The organism is Actinophytocola glycyrrhizae (genome assembly GCF_042653545.1).
Lineage (GTDB): Bacteria > Actinomycetota > Actinomycetes > Mycobacteriales > Pseudonocardiaceae > Actinophytocola > Actinophytocola glycyrrhizae.
Genome location: NZ_JBHSIS010000006.1, coordinates 85,272 through 107,605, shown reverse-complemented (window position 1 = coordinate 107,605; position 22,334 = coordinate 85,272). Strand labels below are relative to the sequence as shown.

The following is a 22,334-nucleotide window of genomic DNA, read 5'->3' as shown; positions in this document are numbered from 1 at the left end:
GACCCCGGCATGAGCGTGCGCTACAACCCCGTCATCCCCATCGCGTTCATCGTGCTCGGCGTGGGCAACTTCGTCCTCGCGCTGGTGCTGGTCCAGTCCGGTGGTTCGGCCGGGTTCTCGCTCTTCCTCGGGCCGCTGCTCGCGCTGCTCGGCGTCCTGCAGCTCACCCGCTCCTACTTCGAGTTCGATCCGCACTCGCGCACGATCGCCGTCAAGGCGCTGATCGGGCCCATGTCGCGGGAGTTCGGTGGCGCCAAGGGCGGCAGGCTGCACGTCAACGGCAACCGCATCATGTGGACGCGGGCCGACGGGCAGGTCAAGAAGGTGCCCGTCAGCAAGTTCATGGCGCGGGGCGACCAGTGGCGTGCGGTCCTGGCCCAGGTGGGCTGACCGCACGCCACCGCGACGTCACCAGTCGATCTTCGGGGAGCGGTGGAAGTCCACTCCCATGGCCTCCCAGCGCGGGGCCTCCGCCGCCAGGCGGGTGCGCATCGACTGCCAGTCGTGCGTCGACCACGGGGACCAGGCGAGTTCGGCGATCGCGGGCAGCCTCGGGAACGCCATGAACTCGATGTGGTCGCTGTTCTCCAGCGTCTCCGACCACAGCGGCGCCTCGACACCCAGCACGGCCGACTCCGGCACGCCCTGCACGAACGTGCCAGGGTTCCAGTCGTACGCGTCGTCCACCTCGGTGTAGCCCGCCCACGACAGGCCGAGCGGGGTGTTCTCGTCGTACTTCATGTCGAGGTACGCCTTGCTCGCGGGCGACATCAGGACCTTGTGGCCGCGCGCGGCCCCGTCGGACACCAGGTCGTTGGTGTTGGTGGTGCCCCAGTACTGGGCGACGGCCGAGAGCGGTGGGGTGGCCTTCAGGTACTCGTGCCAGCCCAGCAGCCGCTTGCCGGTCGCCTCGACCATCGGGAACACGCGGTCGAAGAACTTCACGAAGTCCGGGTCGGTCGTCGAGTGGGCCTCGTCGCCGCCCAGGTGCAGGTACGGGCCGGGGGTCAGCTCCACCAGCTCGGTGATCACGTCCTGCACGAACTGGTAGGTGATCTCCTTGTCGATGCACAGGGAGCTGAAACCGACCTCGATACCGGTGTACAGCGGCGGCGCCACCCCGTCGCAGTTCAGCTCCGCGTACGACGCGAGCGCGGCGTTCGTGTGCCCCGGCAGGTCGATCTCCGGGACGATCGTGATGTTGCGGGCCGCCGCGTACGACACGAGGTCGCGGAACTGCGCCTTCGTGTAGTACCCGCCGGGGCCGCCGCCGACCTCGGTGGAGCCGCCGTAGGTCGCGAGACGCGGCCAGCTCTCGATCTCGATCCGCCACCCCTGGTCGTCCGCGAGGTGCAGGTGCAGGTGGTTGATCTTGTACAGCGCGATCTGGTCGATGTAGGTCTTCACCTCGGCCGGTGTGAAGAAGTGCCTGGCCACGTCGAGCATCGCGCCGCGGTAGGCGAAGCGCGGGTGGTCGACGATCCGGCCCGCGGGCACCGTCCACGGGCCGCGCTGCCTCGTGCGCGACTCGACGGCGGCGGGCAGCAGCTGACGCAGTGTCTGCACACCCGTGAAGAGACCGGCCGTGGTCCGTGCCTTCAGCGACACGCCCCGCCGGTTCACCGTCAGCTCGTAACCCTCGGTGCCCAGCCGCGCCGGGACGTACCCGAGCGACAGGTCGATGGCGCCGCCGCGGCGACGGTCCGTCACCACCGGCAGCCGGTACCCGGTCGACGGCCGCAGCACGCCTGCCAGGAAGTTCCCCACGCCCTTCGCGGCGCGGTCGACCGTGATCGCGGTACCGGGGGTGATGGTGAAGCCGCCGCCGTGGCGGTCAGGTGTGACCGACACAGGAGCCGGTATCACCTGGGTCATGCGGGACTCCTCCGGTGTGCTGGCCGTGGCGGGCGCGGCGAGGCCGAGAACGGCCACCGCGCCCGCGGCCATGGCGGTCAGTAGACGGGACGCAGGGAACCTGGACACGAGATCCTCCCGAAGGGTTCGGACCTCCAGGTATAAGTGGTCCAGACCACCAGGTCAACCCTTGAGCGCACCGGCGGTCGCGCCGGACACCAGCTTGCGCTGCACGATCAGGAAGAACACCAGCGCGGGCAGCGCGTACATCACCGAGGCCGCCATGATGCCGCCCCAGTCGGTGCCGAACACCGTCTTGAACGTCGACAGCCACACCGGCAGTGTCTGCTTGTCCTTGTCGCGCATGAACACCAGCGCGTACAGGAACTCGTTCCACGCCGTGATGAACGCGAACACCGACGTCGCCACGAGCCCCGGCCCCAGCAGCGGCAGGACGACCCGGCGGAACGCGCCGAACCGGCCGCACCCGTCGACCATCGCGGCCTCCTCCAGCTCGTACGGGATGCCCTGCACGAACCCGCGCAGCGTCCACACGGTGAACGGCAGCGTGATCGCGAAGTACACGAGCAGCAGCGACGGCAGCTTGTTGAGCAGCCCGGCGTCCTGCATGAGCAGGAACATCGGGATGAACAACGCCTCCATCGGCGCCATCTGCGCGACCAGCACCAGCAGCAGGAAACCCTTGCGGCCACGGAAGCGCAGCCGGGCCAGCGGGAACGCGGCCAGCACGCCAGCGACGAGCGAGCACAGCACGGCCCCGACCGTCACGATGAGGCTGTTCGTCAGGTGCGTGAGGAATCCCGGCTTCACCCACGCGCTCACGAAGTTGTCGAACGTGACCGACAGCGGGATCAGGTCGTAGTCGGGCGTCAGCATCGCGGTCGACGGCTTGAACGCGCTGGTCAGCAGCCAGTACGTGGGGAAGCCGAACAGGAGCGCGACGACGACGCCCGCCGAGTTGAGCGCGGCACGCTGCCCGGTGGTCTTGTTCACGACACCTCACCTTCCCGGGTGCGCAGCAGGAGCTGCAGGTAGCGCGCGGTGAGCACGACGAGCACGAGGATCATCAGCACCGCGACCGCCGACGCGACGCCGAAGTGCCGTCCCGCGATGCCACGCAGGTACAGCAGCACCGGCAGCGTGGTGCTCTCGCCGTCCGGCCCGCCGCCGCGGATCGCCCACACCTGCGCGAACACCTTGAAGTCCCAGATCACCGACAGGAACGCGGCGAGCGTGACCAGGGGCCGGATCGCGGGCCAGGACACGGTCGTGAACGACTGCCACGAGGTCGCGCCGTCCATGGCGGCCGCCTCGTACAGCTCGCGGGGCGCCTGCAGCAGGCCCGCGTAGATCGTGAAGCACACGAACGGCACGGCCTGCCACAGGATCAGGATGCCGATCACGGTGAGGGTGCTCGCGCCGGAGGAGAACCAGGAGTAGCCCTGGAACGAGCCGAACCCCAGCTTCACCAGCGTCTTGTTGAGGATCCCGTACTGCTGGTCGAAGATCCACTGGAAGACGGTCGTGGTGGCGAGGATCGGCGTCGCCCACGCGAGGACCAGCGTGACCTGCACGAACACCCGGACCGGGCCCGCGACGTGCCGCATCAGCAACGCGATCAGCAGCCCCGCGACGACGGTGCCCGCCACGACCGCGCCCGTGAACACGACCGTCCGCAGCGTGACGGTCCAGAACTCCGGGTCGGACAGCACGGCCGAGTAGTTGGCGAACCCGACCCAGACCAGCTCGCCGCGCACCAGCTCACCGAGGTCGAGCTTGCGGAAGCTGATGCCGACGACCTGGATGGCCGGCCAGGCGAGCAGCACCAGCATCACGACCACGGCCGGTGCGAGCAGCAGGTAGGGGATCGTCCTCTCACCGAGACCGGCGCGCCTGCGCCCCGACGCGCGCGCCGGTGCCGGCGGGGTGGTTCCCGCCGGCACCGTGTCGGTGCGGATGGTCTTGTGAATCGTTTTCATCAGCCGGTGAAGGCAGCGTCCAGCGCGGTGTCCGCGTCCTTGGTCGCGGTGTCGATGTCCTTCGCGCCCGTGAGGTAGGCGGTGAGCATGTCCTTCAGCGGGTTCTGGCCCGCCTCGATGGTCGCCCACGTCGGGGTCGCCGGGACCGCCCTGCCGTTCTTCGACGCGGCCGCCATCGCCTTGCTGACCGGGTTCGCGTCCAGCGGGGACAGGTCGGTCGAGGCGCCGGGCACCATGCCCGCCTCGGCGAACTGCTTCTGGTACTCGTCGGAGAGCATCAGGCGCAGGTAGTCCTTCGCGAGGTCGGTGTTCTTGCTGTTGACCGGGATCGCGAGGTTGCTGCCGCCCTGGAACACCGGCGCGGTCTCCCCGGCGTTCTTCGACGGGATCGGGAACGCGGAGGAGTTCTTCTCGATGTCCGGGTTGTCCTTCGCGGCGGTGCCCAGCTCCCACGGCAGCGCGATCATCATCGCGACCTTGCCCTGGCCGTAGATGCCGGCCTGCTCGGGGTTCTGCTCGTCGTTGTCCTTCGGCGCGGTGGTGCCCGACGCCTCGACGAGCTCCTTGTAGAACTCGAGACCGGCCTTGGCCTCCGGGGTGTTCATGGTCGCCTTGAACTCGGTGCCGTTGGCCTTGGCGATGTCGCCGCCCTCGTCGTAGATGAAGGACAGCAGCGTGTACCAGTTCTGGCCGGGCAGGTAGAGCGCCTGGAACTGCGGGTCGCTGCCGAACTTGGCGCGCAGCTTGGCGATCGCGTCGAGCCACTCCTGCCGCGACGTCGGCGCCGCGGTGATCCCGGCCTGCTCGAACATGTCGGTGCGGTAGATGACCGACCGGTTCGCGGCGTAGAACGGCGCCGAGAACTGCTTGCCGTCCCACTCACCGGAGGACTTCAGCGAGTTCAGCCACTGGTCGCCGTTCATGCTGTCGACGTCGGCGGTCAGGTCGGTCAGCACGCCGTCGGCCGCGAACGACGGCGCCTGGGTGTTGCCCAGCTCGATGACGTCCGGCGGGTCCTGGCTGGCCAGGGCCGTGGTGAGCTTGTCCTGGATGCCACCCCACTCCTGGACCTCGTACTTGACGGTGACGCCTTCGTGCGCCGCCTCGAACTCCTCGTTGAGTGCGTCGGTCAGGGGCTCGGGGGCCGAACCGTTCATCAGCCAGACCGTCAGCGTGCGCGGACCGCCGCTGTTTTCCTCGCCGCCGCCGCCGCTGCCCGAACCGGCACAGCCGGCCGCGGCCAACGCGATGGCCGCGGCACCGGCCATCACCTTCGTCAAGCGCTTCACGATCTCGTCCTTCCGTGCGCCCGTCGCGCGATCACCCAGTGGTCCACACCCAGTGGTATAGACCTAGTGGTTTAGACCAATGGGTGAACTTTGGGCGCGCGCGGGCGCTGTGTCAAGACATCCGGGAAAGACGTTGCCCGTCTGTTTTTGTTACGAGCAAACGAGATGTGTGATTGGTGCGGGAAGATCCCACGTCCACTGGCGGGAAGGCCGCGGTTCTTCTCGTTCGCATGTGCGAACAGCGGGGTGTGTCGGTCACCGGTGTGGTGAGGGGTGGTCCCGGTGCTTGCCGACCGTGGGCGGCGGGAAGGGGCCCGGTTCGCCTAGGGTTGGGTCGTGAGCACACATTTCAACGTCGTGGTTCTCGGCGCCGGACCCGGTGGGTACGTGGCCGCGGTGCGGGCTTCGCAACTCGGGCTCTCGACCGCGGTCATCGAGGAGAAGTACTGGGGCGGCGTCTGCCTGAACGTCGGCTGCATCCCGTCCAAGGCGCTCCTGCGCAACGCCGAGCTGGCGCACGTCTTCGCCACCGAACAGAAGACGTTCGGCATCGAGGTCGACGGCACCGTCCGGTTCGACTTCGGGGCTGCGCACGCCCGCAGCCGGACCGTCGCCGACGGCCGGGTCAAGGGTGTGCACTACCTGATGAAGAAGAACGGCATCACGGAGTTCACCGGCCGCGGCACGTTCACCGGGCCGAACGAGATCGAGGTGAACGGGGAGACCGTCACCTTCGACCACTGCGTCATCGCGGCGGGCGCGTCCGCGAAGCTGCTGCCCGGCACGTCGCTGTCCGAACGGGTCGTGACCTACGAGGAGCAGATCCTCACCGACGAGCTGCCCGGCAGCATCATCATCGCCGGTGCGGGCGCGATCGGCGTCGAGTTCGCCTACGTGCTCGCCAACTACGGCGTCGACGTGACGATCGTAGAGTTCCTCGACCGGATGGTGCCGCTCGAGGACGCCGAGGTGTCCAAGGAGCTGGCGCGCCACTACCGCAAGCTGGGCGTCACCGTCATGACCTCGACGCGCGTCGAGTCCATCGACGACTCCGGTGACCAGGTCACCGTCGAGGTGTCCGCGAACGGCGAGCGCAAGACGCTGACGGCCGACAAGGTCCTGCAGGCGATCGGCTTCCAGCCGAACATCGAGGGCTACGGCCTGGAGCACACCGGTGTCGCCACCACCGACCGCGGCGCCATCGAGATCGACGGCCTCTGCCGCACCAACGTGCCGCACATCTTCGCCATCGGCGACGTCACCGCGAAGCTCATGCTCGCGCACAACGCCGAGGCCATGGGCATCGTCGCGGCCGAGACCATCGGCGGTGCGGAGACCATGGAGATCGACTACCGCATGGTCCCGCGTGCCACCTACTGCCAGCCGCAGATCGCGAGCTTCGGCTACACCGAGGAGCAGGCCCGCGAGGCCGGCTACGACGTGCAGGTCGCGAAGTTCCCGTTCACCGCGAACGGCAAGTCGCACGGTCTCGGCGACGCCCGCGGGTTCGTCAAGCTGCTGTCGGACAAGAAGTACGGCGAACTGCTCGGCGGGCACCTGATCGGCCCGGACGTCACCGAACTGCTGCCCGAGCTGACGCTGGCCCAGCAGTGGGACCTGACCGTCCACGAGGTTGCCCGCAACATCCACGCCCACCCGACCCTCGGCGAGGCCGTCAAGGAGGCCGTCCACGGCCTCGCGGGCCACATGATCAACCTGTGACGTGCGCGGGCCGGGCCACTCCCGCGTGTTCATGCCATGGGAGTGGCCCGGCCGCGTCGCGTTCCCGCGCGTGACGACCCGGTGATCAGCCGACCGCGCGCCAGGCGTTGGTCGTGCAGTGGACCTCGCCGCCGCCAAGGTGCGCCCAGCCGATGTCCTCGACCCAGTGGACCGTCACACCACGCAGGGCGCGTTCGGTCACCGTCCTGAAGATGTCCTTCCCGTCGACCACCGGGGCGTGCGGGTCGGGCGCGGCGTACGTGCGCGCGTCGATCGACAGGCCGTTCGGGATGCCGGGGGTGGCCGCCACGAACAGGCCGGCCTCGGCCGGAGCACCTGCGCCACCTTGGCGAGATGGCGAAACGGGAGGACACGGCGGTCCGTCGTCCGCCTTTATGTGGAGGCCGGGTCAGCTCCTCGGAGGATGGGGCGCAGCGCGTCGAGCACGCCGGGGTCCTCGATGGTCGACGGGACCGGCTCGTCGCGGCCGTTGGCGATGCCGCGCATGGTCTTGCGGAGGATCTTGCCGGAGCGGGTCTTCGGCAGGCCGTCGACCACCGACACGTCGCGGAACGCGGCCACCGGGCCGATCTGTGCCCGGACCGCCGCCACCAGCTCGTCCCGCAGTGTCTGCTCGTCGATGTCCACGCCCGCCTTCAGCACGACGAACCCGCGTGGCAGCTGGCCCTTCAGCGCGTCCGCCACCCCGATCACCGCGCACTCCGCCACCGCCGGGTGCGACGCCAGCACCGCCTCCATCGAGCCGGTCGACAGCCGGTGCCCGGCGACGTTGATCACGTCGTCGGTGCGGCCCATGACGAACACGTACCCGTCCTCGTCGACGTAGCCGCCGTCGCCGGTCAGGTAGTGGCCCTCGTACCGCGACAGGTACGCCTCGACGTACCGGTCGTCGTCGCCCCACAGCGTCGGCAGCGTGCCGGGTGGCAGCGGCAGTCTGAGCGCGATCGCGCCTTCCTCGCCGCGGGGCATCTCCTGGCCCGTCCCGTCGAGGACCTGCACGTCGTAGCCCGGCACCGGCACCGAAGGGGAGCCCGGCTTGATCGGCATGTCCTCCAGGCCACGCGGGTTCGCGCAGATCGGCCAGCCCGTCTCCGTCTGCCACCAGTGGTCGACCACCGGCACGCCCAGCTTCTCGCTCGCCCAGTGGTAGGTCTCCGGGTCCAGCCGCTCGCCCGCCAGGAACAGGGTCGCGAAGCCGGACAGGTCGTAGTTCGCCAGTTCGGCCGCGGCCGGGTCGACCCGTTTGATCGCGCGGAACGCCGTCGGCGCGGTGAACAGCGCCTTCACCCGGTGCTCCGCGATGACCCGCCAGAACGCGCCCGCGTCCGGGGTGCCGACCGGTTTGCCCTCGTAGAGCACGGTGGTCGCGCCGATCAGCAGCGGCGCGTACACGATGTAGGAGTGGCCGACGACCCAGCCGACGTCCGATGCGGTCCACCACACCTCGCCGGGGTGCAGGTCGTAGATGTTCGGCAGCGACCACGCCAGGGCCACCGCGTGCCCGCCGTTGTCGCGGACCACGCCCTTGGGCCTGCCGGTCGTGCCGGACGTGTACAGGATGTAGAGCGGGTCGGTCGCCGCCACCGGCACGCAGTCCGCGGGCGCGGCCTTCGCGACGATGTCGTCCCAGTCCACGTCCCGGTCGCCGAGCGCAGCGCGGGCCTGCTCGCGCTGCAGCACCACCACCGCGTCGGGCTGGTGGGCCGTGGTCGCGAGCGCCTCGTCGATGATGGGCTTGTACTCGACGACCCTGGCCGGCTCGATGCCGCAGGACGCCGCCACGATCACCTTCGGCGTCGCGTCCTCGATGCGGCTGGCCAGCTCCTTGGGCGCGAACCCGCCGAACACCACCGAGTGCACCGCGCCGAGCCGGGCGCAGGCGAGCATCGCGACCACCGCGCGCGGCACCATCGGCATGTAGATGATCACCCGGTCGCCCTTGCCGACGCCGAGGTCGCGCAGGGCGCCCGCGAACACGGCCACCTCGTCACGCAGCTCGCGGTAGGTGAACGTGGCCTTGCTGCCCGTGACCGGTGAGTCGTGGACGAGGGCGGTCTGGTCGGCGCGGCCGGCGTCGACGTGCCGGTCGAGCGCGTTGTGGCAGGTGTTGAGGATCCCGTCGGGGAACCAGCGGTACAGGGGAGCCGTCTTCTCGTCGAGGGCCCGGCTCGGTGGCCGGTCCCAGTCGATCGACCCGGCGGCGGCCAGCCAGAAGGCTTCCGGGTCCGCGAGGCTCCGTCGGTACGCGTCCTGGTAGCTACCCATGGAAAGTGAACTTAGCCCTCTGCGGCAACCTGGTCACTGTCGTGAACGTCGACATAACGGCTCGACATAGGGTGGATCCACGAACGTGTGCGTCTGGTCTCATGGACTACAGGGAGGGGAGGGACTGTGAACCTGCTCGTTGAGATGGGTAGTTCGCTGGTCTCCCTCGCCCATGATCTCTTCCAGCCCAAGTTCTGCCCCGGTGAGTGGGTGTGGGCGACGGTCATGGCCGGGTTCCTCGTCGGGCTGCTGCCCGCGCTGGGGGCCGTGCTGATCGCGCTCGTCCGCAAGGGCACGGGCAACACCTACAACATCGCGACGCTGTCGGTCTTCGGCCTGCTCGGTGGCGTGTTCGCGTTCCTGCTGCCGTGGCTGTACACGATGGGCACGTCCGAGACGTTCCTCACCGTGTTCGGCAACCGCCAGGCGAAGGTCGTGCGCAACGCCGGGACCGGGCTCACGATCCCCGAGGCCGACTCGATGGCGCTGGGCGCCTGCGGGTGGGTGGACCAGCAGGACTACTTCCTCGGCGGCAGGCCGACGGTGTACGAGGTGCTGTTCCACCCGTTCGAGAGCGGCTCGATGGTGCTGCTGCGGTACGCGATGCTGACCGTGGTGCCGGGCATCGCGCTGCTGTTCGTGTGGCTGCAGTCGCGGCTCGCGTTCCGGCGCGGGCCGAAGTGGCCCGGGCGGCTGTTCTGGCTGCCGTTCCTCGCCATGCTGCTGCTCAGCGTCGGCGTGAAGGTCAACGTCGCCACCTACATGTGGATCGGCCTGCTGCTGGCGAGCGTGCTCGGGATGCTGCCGCTGCTGGTGGTGGGGCCACCGAGCTGGTCGGTGATCGAACGCAGGCAGAAGGCCGCGGGCGCGGCCGAGCAGCGTCGTGCCGATCAGCAGCAGCGTGCCGATCAGCAGCGTGCCGCCGCACAACCGCAGTCCCAGCAGCTGCGGCAGCCGCCGCCGTACGTGCCGCCGCCGCAGCCGCCGCCGTACGTGCCGCCGTCGAACCCGCAGCCCGCGCGGACCCCGCCGCCGACGAGGGTGGCGCCGCAGGTGCGGGAACCGGAGCCGGACCGCCAGGCTCTCGCCGCTCTGGCCGCCGACCCCGGGCCGCTGCCGTTCGCCTCGGAGAAGCCGACGTCGGTGCTCAATCCGGCGAACGGGCGGTTCCAGCGGTTGCGCCAGCTCGGCACCGGCGGTTTCGGCACGGTGTGGCTCGCGAAGGACACGCAGCTCAACCGGACCGTCGCGATCAAGCTGGCGCACGCACCGGACGCCGAGACCGAGGAACGCATGCTGCGGGAGGCGCGGGCGCTCGCCGCGGTGCACCACCCGAACTGCGTGCGCGTGTACGACATCGTGTCCGAGGCCGACGGGCTCGGGCTGATCATGGAGTACATCGAGGGCGACCAGCTCGCGGAGGTCGTGCACGGCAAGGGCACGCTGTCGGACCTGCAGGCGGCGCGGTTGTGGCTGACGATGGCGGGCGCGCTGTCGGCGGCGCACGCGAAGAACGTGCTGCACCGGGACGTGAAACCGGCGAACGTGATCGTCGACCCGGCGGGCAACCCGCACCTGATCGACTTCGGCATCGCGCGGTCCAAGGGCGACCAGACCCTGACCGCCGCCGGGATGATGGTGGGCACCCCGGACTTCCTGGCCCCGGAGACGGCCACGGGCGCGACGGCCACCCCGGCGTCCGACGCGTGGCAGCTGGCCGCGACGGTGAGCTTCGCGCTGGCGGGTCACCCACCACGCGGTGTCCGCGAGAACGCGATGGCGGCGTTGATGGCGGCGGCGAAGGCCGAACCGCTGTCACACCTACCACAGCGGAGCACACACCTGCGCCTGCTGATCGCGTCCCTGGACAAGGACCCCACCCGCCGCCCGACACTGGCCGCCGTCCAGCGGGAGATGACCGCGTGGATCGCCCGAGCGGGCCAGGAAACCGCAGGCCCGGTAACCCAGGTAGTCCCCCGAGCCAACATCAACCCAACCCCATAACCCGCGAGTCCCCCGCTCAGAACCCGCGAGTCTCCCGTTCGGAACCCGCGAGTCTCCCGTTCGGAACCCGCGAGTCTCCCGTTCGGGACTCGCGAGTCTCCCGTTCGGGACTCGCGAGTCTCCCGTTCGGGACTCGCGAGTCTCCCGTTCGGGACTCGCGAGTCTCCCGTTCGGGACTCGCGAGTCTCCCGTTCGGGACCTCCGAGTTGGCGTTTCACGACGGCGAAAGTGAAACGCCACAGACAGCTCAATGGTCGCGAACGGTGAACTCGCGGGTTCTGAACCGGGGACTCGCGGGTTCTGAACCGGGGACTCGCGGGTTCTGGATGGGGGACTCGCGGGGGTGGCTGGGAGGAGGTGGGGTCAGCGCCAGCTTGGGAGCCATAGTTCGGATTGCCAGCGGCCTTCGGTGATCGAGTCGCCGTTCAGGATGGGCCACAACCACACGAAGTTCGCCACCACCAGGCCCACGTACAGGGCGACCACGAGCATGCCGGTACCACGGCGTTCGTAGCCGTCTCTGACCGTGCCCATGATCTGCCCCAGCACCAGCGTTATGCCGAGCACCAGGAACGCGGCCATCGGGGTGGCGTAGAAGAAGTACATCTGCCGGTCGAGGTTGGTGAACCACGGCAGCAGGCACGTCAGGTACGCGACCACGAACGCGGCGTATCGCCAGTCCAGCCTGCCGATCATGCGCCACAGCCCCCAGCCGAGCACCGGCAGGGACACCCACCACAGCGCGGGCGTGCCGATCAGCATGGTGGCGCTGACGCACCGCTCCTCACCGCAGGAAACGGTGCCGCCGTCGTAGTAGTACAGCATCGGGCGCAGCCCCATCGGCCACGTCCACGGCTTCGACTCCCACGGGTGCTGGTCCGTCGACGGGGTACTGAGGTTCTCGTGGAAGTCCAGCACGTTGCCCGAGTACTGCCACAGCGACCGCAACGCCGTCGGCAGGAAGTCGTACCAGCCTTGGTGGCCGGCCTGGTCCGCAAGGTGGCGGTCGACACCGGTCTCGGAGGCGAACCAGCCCCACCACGTCGCCAGGTACACCATCAGGGCCACCCCGACCAGCGCCCACAGGCCGGGCAGCACGTCCCGCAGGAGCGAACCCTGCCACGGCCGTGCCACCCCCGCCGAGCGGCGGGCCGTCGCGTCCCAGAAGACCGTCATCAGGCCGAACGCCATGACGAAGAAGACACCGGACCACTTCGAGCCGCACGCCAGGCCCAGCGACACCCCCGCGAGGAACCGCCACCAGCGGAACCCCAGCCACGGCCCGTACGCCGTCTCGGTCGCCCAGCCCTCGCGGACCGCCACCGCGAGCCGTTGCCGCACCTGGTCGCGGTCGAGCAGCAGGCACCCGAACGCCAGCAGCACGAAGAACGCCAGGTAGATGTCGAGCATGCCCATGCGGCTCTGCACGTGGGACACGCCGTCGCAGATCAGCAGCACCCCCGCGATGCCGCCCAGCAGCGTCGACCGGGTGAGCCGGCGCGCGATGCGGATGACCAGGAGGATCATCAGCGTGCCCGCGATCGCCGCGGTGAACCGCCAGCCCCAGCCGTTGTAGCCGAACAGCCACTCGCCGACCGCGATCAGCTGCTTGCCGAACGGCGGGTGCACGGTCAGCTCGTAGCCGGGGTTGTCCTCGTACCCGCCGTTGCGCAGCATCTCCCACGCCTGCGGCACGTAGTGCTTCTCGTCGAAGACCGGCGTGCCGTTGTCGGTGGGGAAGCCGAGGTTCTGGAGCCGCACGAACCCGCCGAAGATCGCGAGGAAGCCCGCGACCAGCCAGCCACGCAGGCGGTCGGTCGGCATGGGCTTGCCGATCAGGTGCAGTTCGGCGAGGTCGCCCTCGGACAGCGGTCTCCCACCAGGACCAGCCGCACTGGGTGATACCGCTGCCTGACGGGTGACGGTGAGGCTCACGGGCAGAGATCGTAGGCGGCCGCATGTGGCATCCGCGTCGGGATCGCCGAGACGGGCCGTGTTGACTGTCGGTGATGGCTGAACAGAACGGCAGGCTGGTGCTCGCGGCGACCCCGCTCGGTGACTCGCGGGACGCGTCGCCGCGCCTCGCGGAGGCCCTGGCGAGCGCGGACGTGATCGCGGCGGAGGACACCCGCAGGACGCGCGCGCTCGCCGCTGCCCTCGGCGCGGCCCCGACGGGCAGGGTCGTGAGCTTCTACGACGCCGTGGAGACCAGCCGCATCGGCGGGCTGGTGGCGGCCGTCGAGCAGGGGCAGACCGTCCTGCTCGTCACCGACGCCGGCATGCCGAGCGTGTCCGACCCCGGGTTCCGCCTGGTCGCGGCGTGCGTGGCGAAGGAGCTGCCGGTCACGTGCCTGCCGGGGCCGTCGGCGGTCACGACCGCGCTCGCGCTGTCGGGCCTGCCGTGCGAGCGGTTCTGCTTCGAGGGGTTCGCGCCGCGCAAGGACGGCGAGCGGCGGCGGTTCTTCGCGGGGCTGGCCGACGAGCCGCGCACGGCCGTGTTCTTCGAGTCGCCGCACCGGATCGCGGCGACCCTCGCCACGGCGGCCGAGGTGCTCGGCGCCGACCGGCGGGCGGCGGTGTGCCGGGAGCTGACCAAGACCTACGAGGAGATCCGCCGAGGCGGTCTCGGTGAGCTGGCCGCGTGGGCACAGGACGGTGTGCGCGGCGAGATCACGGTCGTCGTCGCGGGCGCCGAGCCGCGCGGGGTGACCGACATCGGCGACCTGGCCGAGGAGGTCCGCCGCCTCGCCGACGACGGCATGCGGCTCAAGGACGCCGCCGCGAAGGTGGCCGCCGAGCACGGGGTGAGCAAGAAGGCGCTCTACGACGCCGCGGTGTCGATTTGACCTGAAGTGCGCTCCAGGGTGTTGGCTTGGCCGGGAGATCCGCACCCGTTCAAGGAGCACACACGTGGACAAGCGCACGCTCGGCGACCTGGAGGTTTCGGCGCTCGGGCTCGGCTGCATGGGGATGTCGCAGGTCTACGGGCCGGCCGACGACACCGAGTCGATCGGGGTCGTCCACCGCGCGATCGAGCTGGGGGTGACCTTCCTCGACACCGCCGACGTCTACGGCCAGGGCCACAACGAGGAGCTGGTCGGCCGCGCCATCGCGGACCGCCGCGACCGGGTGGTGCTGGCGACCAAGTTCGGCATCCGCCGCGTCGTCGGCGGCGGGGTGGTCGAGGTCGACGGCAGCCCGGAGTACGTCCGCGAGGCCCTCGACCGGTCCCTGGCCAGGCTCGGCGTGGACACCATCGACCTGTACTACCTGCACCGCCGCGACCCGGAGGTGCCGATCGAGGACACCGTCGGCGCGATGGCGGAGCTGGTGACCGCGGGCAAGATCCGGCACCTGGGCCTGTCCGAGGTGAACGCGGAGACGCTGCGTGCCGCGCACGCGGTGCACCCGATCGCCGCACTGCAGTCGGAGTACTCGCTGTTCAACCGCGACTTCGCGGACACCGTGCTGCCGACCGCCCTGGAGCTTGGCGTCGGGGTGGTGCCGTACTCCCCGGTCGGCCGCGGCATGCTGACCGGCGACCTGGACACGATGCGCAACCTGCCCGACGACGACTTCCGCCGCGGGCTGCCGCAGTTCCAGGGTGAGAACCTGGGTCGCAACATCGCGCTGGCGGAACGCGTCCACGGCCTCGCGAAGACCCTCGGGGTGACACCGGTGCAGGTGGCGCTCGCGTGGCTGCTCGCGCAGGACGAGCACATCGCACCGATCCCCGGCACGAAGCGGGTGGCGTACCTGGAGGAGAACGCGGCCGCGGCCGGCGTGACCCTGAACCCGGACCAGCTGGCGGAGATCACCTCGGCCGTTCCGGCAGGTGCGGTGTCCGGCGCCCGCTACACCCCGGAGGGCCTGCGGGCCGTCAACCGCTGACGACCACCGCGCGGTGTGTTTCGGTTCCCGTCGCCCCGCCATGAAGGACGCTTTCGCCAACGGCCGAAAGCGTCCTTCATGGCGTCAGGCGTTCTCCTTCTGGAAGGTGCGCGCGCCCCACCACACGGCGAGCACGGTGATCACGAACAGCACCACGCTGCCGGTCAGCAGCCCGTCCATGGAGAAGTCGCCTCGGAACGAGGCGCGTTCGGCGTCCATCACGTGTGCGAACGGGTTGATCCGCGACAGCACGTACAGCCACCTCGGCGCCAGCTCCGTCGTGATCGGGATCAGGATCCCCGTCAACAGCAGCAGCGGCACCGAGATGGTGGTCAGCAGCGCGGGGAACGCCTCCTCGCTGCGCACCAGCAACGCCATCGCGTACGACGCAGACGACAGGGTGACCGCCAGCAGCATCACCATGATCAGGCACAGCAGCACCCCGGCGACCGGCGCGCGCATGCCGAACACGAGGTAGGCCACCAGCAACAGCAGCAGCGCCTGCACCAGCAGCTGGACCGTGTCGTGCATGACCCGGCCCAGCAGCAGCGCCAGCCGCGACACCGGCGTGACCCGCAGCCGTTCGACGACGCCGTTGCGCAGGTCGCCGAGCAGTGCGAAGCCCGCGAACATGCTGCCGAACAGCCCCAGCTGCACCAGCAGCGCCGGCGCGAGGATCTGCCAGCTGTCGCCGGGTGGGAAGCCCGGCGTCGACGACACGATCTTCTCCATCAGCGGGCCGAAGAGCAGCAGGTACAGCAGCGGCTGCATGATCCCGATCAGCACCCACGCCGGGTTGCGCAGCGAGATCGCCATGTGCCTGCGGAACACCAGCCAGATGTCACGCAACATCGGAACCCTCCCCGGGAGTCTCGGCGTCGCGCAGGGTGCGCCCTGTCATCGACAGGAACACGTCGTCCAGCGACGGGCGGTGCACCCGCAGCGACGTCATCGGGATGCCCTTGCCGTCGAGTGCGCGCAGCAGCTCCGGCAGGGCGGTGTCGCCGCGCGGCACGCGGAACCGCACCGTGTTCTCCACGGTCGTCACCTCGGTGGCGCCGGGCAGCCGGGCGGCGACCTCGGCCGCGTCGGTGACCGACTCGGCGGGCACGTCGACCGCGACGCCGTCGCCGGACACGCGGGCCTTCAGCTCGTCGGGGGTGCCCGCCGCGACGATCCTGCCGTTGTCGATGACGAGGATCCGGTCGCAGAGCGAGTCGGCTTCCTCCAGGTAGTGGGTGGTCAGGAAGACGGTCACGCCGTGCTCGGCGCGCAGCGACCGGATGTGTTCCCACAGGTTCGCGCGGCTCTGCGGGTCGAGGCCGGTGGTGGGCTCGTCGAGGAACACCAGGCCGGGGGAGTGGATGAGCCCGAGCGCGATGTCCAGGCGCCGTTTCTGCCCGCCGGACAGCGTGCGCACGAGCCGCTGGTCGAGGCCCGCGATGTCGAGCTGCGCGGACAGCTCGGCGCCGCGCCGCACGGCGTCGGCCTTGGCCAGCCCGTAGAACCGGCCCTGGATCTCGATCTCCTCGATGACCCGGCACTCGGGCGCGGTGCCGCCGCCCTGGGCGACGTAGCCGATCTTCTTGCGCACCCCGACAGGGTCGGCGAGCAGGTCGACGCCGCCGACCGTCGCGGTCCCCGCGGTGGGGCGCAGGAGGGTGGTGAGCATGCGCAGTGTGGTGGTCTTGCCCGCCCCGTTCGGGCCGAGGAAGCCGACCAGTTCACCGGCGTGGACGTCGAGGTCGACCCCTCTTACCGCCTCGACGGTACGGCCTCGGGACTTGAAGGTCCGCGCGAGACCGCGTGCTTCGATCATGCCTGTCCTTTCGTAGTCAAGTTTGACTAGCGCGCGGACAGCATGGCCCCGCTTCGGCGAATAGTCAAACTTGTTTAGTTGGTGTGCCGAAGGCGGTCTCGCCGTCGTCCGCCATCACGTAGCCGCCGGACTCCAGCCGCGCCACCAGCTCGCGCAGCCACCCGTCCGTCGCGTCCATCGACGCGAGCCACAGCCGGTACAGCTCCCCGACGTGCTCCGGCTGACCCCACCCCGACCCGTTCTCCAGCAGGTCCCGCGCGCTCGCCCGCTGCCCGTCGAGCTGGGTGATCCGGTGCCGCAACAGGCTCAGCGCCTTCGCCCTCGGCAGCGCGGGCAGGAACGTCACGGCCGCCGCCAGCCGGTACGCGCCGGGTGCCGAGTCGTCGCTCTCCGCCAGGTACCTGGCGAGCAGCAGCCCGAACTCGGTCTCGCCGTCCGGCGTGAGCCGGTAGGCGGTGCGGTCCGGGCCGCCGGGGTGCGCGTCGGTCGAGACCACCTCCAGCAGGCGCTCGGTCGCCATCTTCTTCAGCGCGTGGTAGATCGAGCCGGGCGCGACGTTCGCCCACTTGTCCGCCGACCAGGTCAGCAGCTCGCGCCGCACCTGGTACCCGTGCGCGCTGCCGTACATGCGCACGACCCCGAGTACCAAGAGCCGCGTGGCCGACACCTTGCCTCCATAACCCGTTCGAGTTCGATCGACGCTGCTCCGTAGGCTATTCCGACATGAGCAACCCCGTGCTGACAGCGGTGGCCTGGCCCTACGCCAACGGCCCCCGCCACATCGGTCATGTTTCCGGTTTCGGAGTCCCGTCCGACGTCTTCTCCCGGTACATGCGGATGGCCGGGCACAAGGTGCTCATGGTGTCGGGCACCGACGAGCACGGCACGCCGATCCAGGTCCAGGCGGACAAGGAGAACGCGAGCCCGCAGGAGACCGTCGACAAGTACGCCCGCCAGATCGGCGGTGACCTGCAGGGACTCGGGCTGTCCTACGACCTGTTCACCCGTACCACGACGGGCAACCACTACAAGGTCGTGCAGGACCTGTTCTCGGCGCTGTGGCGCAACGGGTACGTCGTCCCGAAGACGCAGCTCGGCGCCATCAGCCCGTCGACTGGCCGCACGCTGCCGGACCGCTACATCGAGGGCACCTGCCCGATCTGCGGCTACGAGTCGGCCCGCGGCGACCAGTGCGACAACTGCGGCAACCAGCTCGACCCCGCCGACCTGAAGAACCCGCGGTCGAAGATCAACGGCGAGGTGCCGGAGTTCATCGAGACCGAGCACCTGTTCCTCGACCTGCCCTCGTTCGCGGGTGCGCTGGGGACCTTCCTGTCCAGCAGGCAGGACTGGCGGCCCAACGTGCTGAAGTTCAGCCAGAACCTGCTCGACGACCTCAAGCCGCGCGCCATCACCCGCGACCTCGACTGGGGTGTGCCGATCCCGCTCGACGGCTGGCGGGACAAGCCGTTGAAGCGGTTCTACGTGTGGTTCGACGCGGTCATCGGCTACCTGTCGGCGTCGGTCGAGTGGGCCCGCCGGTCCGGGAACGACGACGCGTGGCAGGAGTTCTGGACCAACCCGGACGCCCAGGGCTACTACTTCATGGGCAAGGACAACATCGTCTTCCACTCGCTGATCTGGCCGTCGCTGCTCCTCGGCCAGAACGGCCAGGGCGACAAGGGCGGCGAGCCCGGCGCGTTCGGCACGCTGAACCTGCCGACCGAGGTCGTGTCGAGCGAGTTCCTCAAGATGAGCGGCGCCAAGTTCTCCACCTCGCGCGGCACCGTCATCTACGTGCACGACTTCCTGCGCGAGTTCGGGCCGGACAGCCTGCGCTACTTCATCTCCGTGGCCGGCCCGGAGAACCAGGACGTCGACTTCACGTGGGAGGAGTTCGTCCGCCGCACCAACTTCGAGCTGGCCAACGAGTGGGGCAACCTGGTCAACCGGTCCATCTCGATGGCGCACAAGAACGTCGGCGCGATCCCGAACCCGACCGCGCTGACCGACGACGACGAGGCGCTGAAGTCGTTGTCGCGTGGTGCCTTCGAGGTCGTCGGCGGGCACCTGCGCCAGTCGCGGTTCAAGCAGGCCGCCTCCGAGGCCATGCGCGTGGTCAGCGCGGCGAACAAGTACATCTCCGACCAGGAGCCGTGGAAGCGCAAGGACGACGTGGCGCGGCGCGACACGATCCTGCACACCGCGCTGCAGGTCGTGCAGGACGCCAACACGATGCTCACGCCGTTCCTGCCGCACGCGTCGCAGAAGATCCACGAGGCGCTCGGCGGCTCGGGGGTGTGGGCGGCGCAGCCGGAGTGCCAGGACGTCGAGGACCTCGACGTGCCAGGGCGGATCAACCCGATCCTGACCGGTGACTACGCCGGTGAGCAGGCGAGGTGGGAGTCGACGCCGATCGAGGTCGGCCGCCCGCTCGACAAGCCCTCGCCGCTGTTCGCCAAGCTCGACCCGAAGCTCGGCGAGACCGGCCCGGAGTGGGCGCCGGTCGTCGACTGATGGGCAAGCGTTCGGGGGAGCGTCCTCCGATCCCGGAGGCGCTTCCCGTTCCCATCGTCGACGCGCACACCCACCTCGACGCCTGTGGCGCCAAGGACGCCGCCGACGTGGCCGAGATGGTCGACCGGGCCGCCGCCGCGGGGGTCGACCGGGTCGTGACGGTCGCCGACGACCTCGCCGCGGCGCGGTGGGCCGCGCGGGCCGCCACGTGGGACGAGCGGGTCTGGGCGGCCGTGGCGGTGCACCCGACGCGCACCGCGTCGTTCACCGACGCCGACCGCGCCGAGATCGAGGCCTTGTCCCGGCAGCCGCGGGTGGTGGCCGTGGGCGAGACCGGTCTCGACTACTACTGGGACTACTCGCCGCCGGAGGCGCAGCAGGAGGCGTTCCGCTGGCACATCGACCTCGCCAAGCGCGTCGGCAAGCCGCTGATGATCCACGACCGGGACGCGCACGAGGACATCTACCGCGTGCTGGAGGAGGAAGGCGCGCCGCCGAGCGTCGTCTTCCACTGCTTCTCCGGGGACGCGGAGTTCGCCCGCCGGTGCGCCGACAAGGGGTACGTGCTGTCGTTCGCCGGAACCGTGACATTTCGCAACGCGCAGGCCCAACGTGACGCAGCCGCACGGATTCCCAGTTGCCAGATCCTGGTGGAGACCGACGCGCCTTTCCTGACCCCGCACCCGTTTCGCGGCAGGCCGAACGAGCCGTACTGCGCGGCGTACACGTTGCGGGCCCTTGCGCAGCTCAGGAAGGTCGACCCGGGGGAGTTCGCCGCCGAGGTCGCCGCGAACGCGGAACGTGTGTTCGACCTCCCCCGGACTACCCGCCGTGAGGGCGTCGGTAGCGAGCGGTGAGGACTGCGATGATCGGGCGACGTCAGCTGCTCCATCCGTGGCGTGACCAGGATCACGACGGTCGTCGAAGTGTTTGCGCAACCTGCCCGGCACCGTTACTGTCCCGTGACCGTACCCCGGGACGGAATTGCTCGGGGCACATCCGCGGTGAGGCCGGCTCAGGTCGGGGACCGGTGGCCAGCCGCGGGAAGTCGTAACAAACGAAAGCGCGTATGCCGCGCAGCACATGGGCACGGCTACGGCCTTCTGGAGGTATCGACCCAGTGACTGGTTCCGGAAACAGACCGGTCGGTGACAGCTTCGCCGACACTGACTGGTTCACCCCGGTCGAAGCGGGCGCACCGACCCGCACCGCGGTCCTCGACGAGGACTTCCGTGCGTGGCGCTCCGAGTTCCCCGACTTCCACGACCTGCCGGACGTGGACGAGAACTCCTACTCCGGCACCCTCGCGATCACGGACCACGATGTCCGGCTCGCCCTCGGCCCGCAGGCCGACGAGCTCATGGCGGCGGCGGACGTCGACGTCGACGAGCTCATCCGGCTGATCAACGCCGAGACCACCGTCCTCCCCGTCATTCCGGACGAGCTGTCGTCCGGCGGACGTGCGTACGCGCTCCCGCTGACCGAGACCGACGAGGCCCCGCCCGAGGTCGTCACCGGCATCAAGCGCTGGAAGAAGACGGTCCTCAAGGCCACCATCGCCTCGATCCTGGTGTCGCTGATCGGCGGCGGCGCCGCCGCGATCGCGATGAACAAGTCCGTCACGGTCGACATCGACGGTGAGGCCCACCAGGTCAGCACCTACGCCGACACCGTTGGCGAGGTGCTCGAGGACGAGGGCATCACCGTCGGCAGCCACGACGCCCTCTCCCCGTCCCCCTCCGCCGCGATCAACGACGACGGCAAGATCGTCCTGCAGCGCGGCCGCCAGCTCCACCTGACCGTCGACGGTGAGAAGCGGGACCTGTGGGTCCGCTCCACCACGGTCGGCGAGGCGCTCCAGCAGCTGAACCTGTCGACCGAGGGCGCGAAGCTCTCGCACGACAAGGACCACGAGATCCCCCTCAACGGGATGGCGATCGAGGTCAAGACCCTCAAGAACATCACGCTCTTCGACGGCGGCAACGCCCCGAAGGCGATGAAGACCACCGCGGTCACCGCGGCCGAGCTCCTGAAGGACCTGAAGCTCTCCCTCGGCCCCGAGGACACGATCACCCCGGCGTCGGACCTGAAGATCACCGACGGTGCCGAGGTCCGGATCACCCGCAACGGCGTCACGGTCGTCAACCAGACCGAGAAGATCGAGCCGCCGGTCGAGGAGGTCGAGGACCCGAACGCCGACCAGGGCACCGAGGTCGTCGTCGAACCGGGCGCAGCGGGCGAGCGCATCGCGACCTACCGCGTCACCGTGAAGAACGGCAAAGAGGTCGGCCGCGAGGAGATCGGCTCCAAGGTCACCAAGGAAGCCAAGCCGAAGGTCATCCGCGTCGGCACCAAGAAGCCCCCGGTCCCGGTCATCCCGGACGGCGAGGTGTGGGACCGGCTCGCGCAGTGCGAGTCCACCGGCAACTGGGCCATCAACACCGGCAACGGCTACTACGGCGGCCTCCAGTTCAACAAGGGCACGTGGGACGCCTACGGCGGCGACCAGTACGCCGAGTACCCGCACCAGGCCACCCGCGAACAGCAGATCGCGATCGCGACCAAGCTCCGCGACGCTCGCGGCGGCTACGGCGCCTGGCCCCACTGCTCCAGCCAACTGGGCCTGCCAAAGTAACCCGTACCCAGCACCTGTGGGCCGGCTCCCCCAGGGGGACCCGGCCCACAGCCATACCCACCCCCACCCCCACCAAACCTCGCGAGTCCCCGCTTCAGAACCCGCGAGTCCCCCTTTCAGAACTCGCGAGTCCCCGTTTCGGAACCTGCGAGTTGCGGGTTCGGGAGTCGGATCAAAACCGCGAACCGGTGACTCACCGGTCCTGAACGGGGGACTCGCGGGTTCTGAACGGGGGACTCGCGGGTCTTGAACGGGGGACTCGCGGGTTCTGAAGCGGGGACTCGCGGGGTTTGCGGGGGGTGGGTGGGGGTTCTTGG

Annotated in this window: 18 protein-coding genes; 8 read left to right on the top strand and 10 right to left on the bottom strand. The window is 69.7% G+C overall.

Translation table 11 applies throughout. From position 1 onward, the window contains the following. The first annotated feature begins 9 nt into the window (after nucleotides 1–9). The gene (locus tag ACFPCV_RS11240) at nucleotides 10–390 is read left to right on the top strand and encodes a hypothetical protein (RefSeq protein ID WP_378056032.1); all 381 of its coding nucleotides are present in this window, start codon (nucleotides 10–12) and stop codon (nucleotides 388–390) included. Between the two features lie 18 nt (nucleotides 391–408). Here the strand turns inward: ACFPCV_RS11240 and ACFPCV_RS11235 are convergent, their stop codons facing one another. The 4 genes from ACFPCV_RS11235 to ACFPCV_RS11220 all read right to left on the bottom strand — a co-directional run bounded on the left by ACFPCV_RS11235 (nucleotide 409) and on the right by ACFPCV_RS11220 (nucleotide 5,143). Continuing rightward, nucleotides 409–1,947, bottom strand: coding sequence for a beta-N-acetylhexosaminidase (locus ACFPCV_RS11235; RefSeq protein WP_378056915.1), 1,539 nt, complete (start codon nucleotides 1,945–1,947; stop codon nucleotides 409–411). Nucleotides 1,948–2,037: 90 nt separating this feature from the next. Next, a complete protein-coding gene (locus ACFPCV_RS11230) occupies nucleotides 2,038–2,868 on the bottom strand; it encodes a carbohydrate ABC transporter permease (RefSeq protein ID WP_378056031.1) in 831 nt (276 codons plus the stop codon). Next, entirely contained in the window at nucleotides 2,865–3,854 is a 990-nt protein-coding gene (locus tag ACFPCV_RS11225) for a carbohydrate ABC transporter permease (RefSeq protein WP_378056030.1), read from the bottom strand. Before ACFPCV_RS11225 ends, ACFPCV_RS11230 begins: the two co-directional genes overlap by 4 nt. Further along, the gene (locus tag ACFPCV_RS11220; protein ID WP_378056029.1) at nucleotides 3,854–5,143 is read right to left on the bottom strand and encodes a sugar ABC transporter substrate-binding protein; all 1,290 of its coding nucleotides are present in this window, start codon (nucleotides 5,141–5,143) and stop codon (nucleotides 3,854–3,856) included. The genes ACFPCV_RS11225 and ACFPCV_RS11220 overlap by 1 nt, the downstream gene beginning before the upstream one ends. A gap of 336 nt (nucleotides 5,144–5,479) precedes the next feature. Between ACFPCV_RS11220 and lpdA the strand changes: the two genes are divergently transcribed. Continuing rightward, entirely contained in the window at nucleotides 5,480–6,865 is a 1,386-nt protein-coding gene (gene lpdA / locus ACFPCV_RS11215) for a dihydrolipoyl dehydrogenase (RefSeq protein WP_378056028.1), read from the top strand. Between the two features lie 85 nt (nucleotides 6,866–6,950). On the opposite strand, the gene ACFPCV_RS11210 is transcribed toward lpdA, so the two are convergent. Then, nucleotides 6,951–7,175: a protein-arginine deiminase family protein gene (locus ACFPCV_RS11210; protein WP_378056027.1), complete on the bottom strand. Its 225-nt coding sequence runs from the start codon at nucleotides 7,173–7,175 to the stop codon at nucleotides 6,951–6,953. 83 nt (nucleotides 7,176–7,258) lie between these two features. Further along, the gene (locus ACFPCV_RS11205; RefSeq protein WP_378056026.1) at nucleotides 7,259–9,151 is read right to left on the bottom strand and encodes a propionyl-CoA synthetase; all 1,893 of its coding nucleotides are present in this window, start codon (nucleotides 9,149–9,151) and stop codon (nucleotides 7,259–7,261) included. Between the two features lie 126 nt (nucleotides 9,152–9,277). Here ACFPCV_RS11205 and ACFPCV_RS11200 point away from each other — a divergent pair, with 126 nt between their 5' ends. Beyond that, entirely contained in the window at nucleotides 9,278–11,155 is a 1,878-nt protein-coding gene (locus ACFPCV_RS11200) for a serine/threonine-protein kinase (RefSeq protein WP_378056025.1), read from the top strand. Nucleotides 11,156–11,518: 363 nt separating this feature from the next. Here the strand turns inward: ACFPCV_RS11200 and ACFPCV_RS11195 are convergent, their stop codons facing one another. Continuing rightward, nucleotides 11,519–13,090, bottom strand: coding sequence for a dolichyl-phosphate-mannose--protein mannosyltransferase (locus ACFPCV_RS11195; protein WP_378056024.1), 1,572 nt, complete (start codon nucleotides 13,088–13,090; stop codon nucleotides 11,519–11,521). 74 nt (nucleotides 13,091–13,164) lie between these two features. Here ACFPCV_RS11195 and rsmI point away from each other — a divergent pair, with 74 nt between their 5' ends. Together rsmI and ACFPCV_RS11185 are read left to right on the top strand one after the other, a co-directional pair. Then, nucleotides 13,165–14,001 carry a 16S rRNA (cytidine(1402)-2'-O)-methyltransferase gene (gene rsmI / locus ACFPCV_RS11190; RefSeq protein WP_378056023.1) on the top strand — a complete coding sequence of 279 codons (837 nt, stop codon included), beginning with the start codon at nucleotides 13,165–13,167 and terminating at the stop codon, nucleotides 13,999–14,001. Between the two features lie 64 nt (nucleotides 14,002–14,065). Beyond that, nucleotides 14,066–15,046: an aldo/keto reductase gene (locus ACFPCV_RS11185; RefSeq protein ID WP_378056022.1), complete on the top strand. Its 981-nt coding sequence runs from the start codon at nucleotides 14,066–14,068 to the stop codon at nucleotides 15,044–15,046. A gap of 84 nt (nucleotides 15,047–15,130) precedes the next feature. Here the strand turns inward: ACFPCV_RS11185 and ACFPCV_RS11180 are convergent, their stop codons facing one another. The 3 genes from ACFPCV_RS11180 to ACFPCV_RS11170 form a co-directional block, all read right to left on the bottom strand. Then, the gene (locus tag ACFPCV_RS11180) at nucleotides 15,131–15,898 is read right to left on the bottom strand and encodes an ABC transporter permease (RefSeq protein WP_378056021.1); all 768 of its coding nucleotides are present in this window, start codon (nucleotides 15,896–15,898) and stop codon (nucleotides 15,131–15,133) included. Beyond that, nucleotides 15,888–16,865, bottom strand: coding sequence for an ATP-binding cassette domain-containing protein (locus ACFPCV_RS11175; RefSeq protein WP_378056020.1), 978 nt, complete (start codon nucleotides 16,863–16,865; stop codon nucleotides 15,888–15,890). Before ACFPCV_RS11175 ends, ACFPCV_RS11180 begins: the two co-directional genes overlap by 11 nt. A 64-nt stretch (nucleotides 16,866–16,929) precedes the next feature. Next, a complete protein-coding gene (locus tag ACFPCV_RS11170; protein WP_378056019.1) occupies nucleotides 16,930–17,532 on the bottom strand; it encodes a PadR family transcriptional regulator in 603 nt (200 codons plus the stop codon). A 56-nt stretch (nucleotides 17,533–17,588) separates the two neighbouring features. Here ACFPCV_RS11170 and metG point away from each other — a divergent pair, with 56 nt between their 5' ends. The 3 genes from metG (at nucleotide 17,589) to ACFPCV_RS11155 (ending at nucleotide 22,017) form a co-directional block, all read left to right on the top strand. Beyond that, on the top strand, nucleotides 17,589–19,382 hold the full coding sequence (metG, locus tag ACFPCV_RS11165; protein WP_378056018.1) for a methionine--tRNA ligase: 1,794 nt from the start codon (nucleotides 17,589–17,591) through the stop codon (nucleotides 19,380–19,382). Further along, complete coding sequence (locus tag ACFPCV_RS11160; protein ID WP_378056017.1) at nucleotides 19,382–20,239, top strand: TatD family hydrolase; 858 nt, start codon at nucleotides 19,382–19,384, stop codon at nucleotides 20,237–20,239. The genes metG and ACFPCV_RS11160 overlap by 1 nt, the downstream gene beginning before the upstream one ends. Nucleotides 20,240–20,502: 263 nt before the next feature. Beyond that, nucleotides 20,503–22,017: a transglycosylase family protein gene (locus tag ACFPCV_RS11155; RefSeq protein ID WP_378056016.1), complete on the top strand. Its 1,515-nt coding sequence runs from the start codon at nucleotides 20,503–20,505 to the stop codon at nucleotides 22,015–22,017. The last annotated feature ends 317 nt before the right edge of the window (nucleotides 22,018–22,334 follow it).